The sequence below is a fragment of the Sphingopyxis sp. genome, assembly GCF_035250425.1.
Lineage (GTDB): Bacteria > Pseudomonadota > Alphaproteobacteria > Sphingomonadales > Sphingomonadaceae > Sphingopyxis.
Genome location: NZ_DATFFD010000224.1, coordinates 1 through 2,636, shown reverse-complemented (window position 1 = coordinate 2,636; position 2,636 = coordinate 1). Strand labels below are relative to the sequence as shown.

The following is a 2,636-nucleotide window of genomic DNA, read 5'->3' as shown; positions in this document are numbered from 1 at the left end:
TACGCACAGCGGGCTCGTCACCTCGGTGATCGCGATCGACAAGGAATTGACGAAGCAGGCGCTGGTGCCGCATGGTATTCCGATGCCGACGGGGACGATGGTCGACAGCGAAAGCCTGTTTTCAGTCGACCCCTTGCCGCGCCCCTATGTGCTGAAACCCGTCAACGAAGGCTCGTCGGTCGGGGTTGCGATCGTCAAGGACGACAGCAATTACGGCAACCCGATCGCGCGCGAGGCCGTCGGGCCGTGGCAGGAGTTCGACCGGCTGCTCGCCGAACCCTTCATCAAGGGGCGCGAACTGACCGTCGCGGTGCTCGCCGATCAGGCGCTCGCCGTCACCGAGCTCCGCGTAAAGTCGGGTTTCTACGATTATGACGCCAAATATACCGACGGGCTGACCGAACATGTCTGCCCCGCCGACGTCCCCGATGACGTCGCGCAGCGGATGAAGGATCTGGCGCTGCAATCGCACCGCCTGCTCGGCTGCAAGGGCGCCTCGCGCTCCGATTTCCGCTGGGACGACGAACATGGCCTCGCGGGCATTTTCCTGCTCGAGGTCAACACCCAGCCGGGAATGACCGCGCTCAGCCTCGTACCCGAACAGGGGCGCGCTGTGGGCATGGATTATGCCGAACTGGTCGAACGCATCGTGGGGGAAGCGTTGTTATGAGCAAGACACAGATCAAGCGTGGCAAGTCGCCGCCGCGGCGGGCCTCGCGCGCGCCGAAGAAGCGGCGGAAGGTCCAGACCTCGCGCCTCAACGCGATCATCAACGCGCTGCCGATCAGCCCGCAGCGGCTACAGAAGGTCGCGAACTGGACGATCGGGCTCAGCCTGTGCGCGGTTGTCGCAATCGGCGCGCACGCGACCGGCGTGACCGCAAAGATCCATGAGGAATATGCGCAGGCGGTCGGCCGCGCGGGGTTTCAGGTCAGGAAGGTCGAAGTCGTCGGCGCCGACCGCATCGACCGGCTGAAGGTCTATGACATCGCGCTTGCGCAGAAGGACCGCTCGATGGCGGCGGTCGATCTGGAAGATGTGCGCGGCGATCTGATGCGCTACGGCTGGATCAAGGATGCGCGCGTGTCGCGGCGCCTGCCCGACACGCTCGTCGTCGATATCGTCGAGCGCACCCCGGCGGCGATCTGGCAGCATAATAACCGCCTGTCGCTGATCGACGAAAAGGGCGTCGTGCTCGAACCCGTCACCGTCGCGACGATGCCCGACCTGCCGCTCGTCATCGGGCCGAAGGCGAACCAGCGCTCGCAAGACCTCGACCGCCTGCTGACCGAGGCGAGCAGCCTCAAGGAATTGCTCGCGGGCGCGACCTGGGTCGGCAACCGCCGCTGGGACCTGCGTTTCCGCAGCGGCGAGACGCTGTCGCTTCCCGAAGGCGAGACCGAGGCGAAGGCCGCGCTCGCCAAATTCGCGCATATGGACGGCGCCAACCGCTTGCTCGGGCGCGGCATATTGCGCTTCGACATGCGCGATCCCGCGCGCTTCGTGCTGCGCTTGCCGCACGAAGGGCAGGTGGCGCCCGCGAAGCTCGACGATGCGCGCGCCGCGGTCGATGCCGTCGCCGAAGCCTCGGCGGAGAAGGGGTAAGCCATGGCGCCGCCGCGCATCGAAAAGATCATCACCGCACTCGATGTCGGGTCGTGGAAGGTCTGCGCGCTGATCGCGGGGCAGACCGCCGACGGCCAGCTCCATGTACTCGGCACCGGCCAGCGCGAAAGCCGCGGGGTCCAGCGCGGCTATGTCGCCGACATGGAACAGACCGAGCATATCGTGCGCGAGGCGATCGAACAGGCCGAACGCATCGCGGGGCTGAACATCGACGATGTGTGGGTCAGCTTCTCGGCGGGCGGCCTTTTGAGCGATGTTGCGCCTATCGAAAGCGAACTCGGCGGCCACCGCATCGAACAGGAGGATATCGACGATCTGCTCGCCGCGGGCCGCGCCGGTATCGACCCCGAGGGCCGCATGATCCTTCACGCACAGCCCGCGCTCTACACGCTCGACGGGCTCAACGGCGTGAAGAACCCGATCGGCCTCCACGCCGACCGGCTCGGCGTCGACATTCATATCATCATGGCCGACGGCGCCCCGGTACGGAACCTCGAGGCCGCGGTGCGGCAGGCGCATCTCGACGTCAACGCGGTCGTCGCCTCGCCGATCGCCGCGGGGCTCGCCTGTCTCTCGGACGAGGAGCGTGACCTGGGGGTCGCGCTGGTCGAACTCGGCGCGGCGGTCACGACGGTGTCGCTCTATGCGGGCGGAATGCTCGTCGAAATGGTGTCGCTGCCCTTCGGCGCCAGCGACATCACCGACGACATCGCCTCGGCATTCGGCATCCGGCGCAGCCAGGCGCAGCGGCTGCAGAGCTTCTATGGCTCGGCCTCGGCCAGCCCGCGCGACAATAATGAGATCATCGAACTGGAGCCCGGCGCCCCGACCAACGGCGACGCCCCGCGCATCACGCGCGCGCAATTGGTGTCGGTGATCCGCCAGCGCCTCGACGCGATGATGGGCGAGATCGGCCGGACGCTCAAAGACCTGCATTTCGTCGGCCCGATCGGCCGGCAGGTCGTGCTCGTCGGCGGCGGCGCCGACCTGAAAGGCATCGCCGACTACAC

General features: G+C 66.9%; 3 protein-coding genes. All 3 read left to right on the top strand.

Annotated features, from left to right (window positions below):
* Positions 1-670, top strand: a 670-nt coding sequence (locus VJ811_RS13390) for a D-alanine--D-alanine ligase (protein ID WP_324073126.1), incomplete at its 5' end; no start/stop codon positions are given.
* Positions 667-1,605, top strand: coding sequence for a cell division protein FtsQ/DivIB (locus tag VJ811_RS13385; RefSeq protein ID WP_324073124.1), 939 nt, complete (start codon positions 667-669; stop codon positions 1,603-1,605). The genes VJ811_RS13390 and VJ811_RS13385, both read left to right, overlap by 4 nt.
* 3 nt (positions 1,606-1,608) lie before the next feature.
* Positions 1,609-2,636: cell division protein FtsA (gene ftsA, locus VJ811_RS13380; RefSeq protein WP_324073122.1), on the top strand; the 1,028-nt coding region annotated here is incomplete at its 3' end.

Coding starts and splice junctions, on each gene's coding strand:
- VJ811_RS13385 (WP_324073124.1), top strand. CDS start 667: ATGAGCAAGACACAGATCAAGCGTGGCAAGTCGCCGCCGCGGCGGGCC.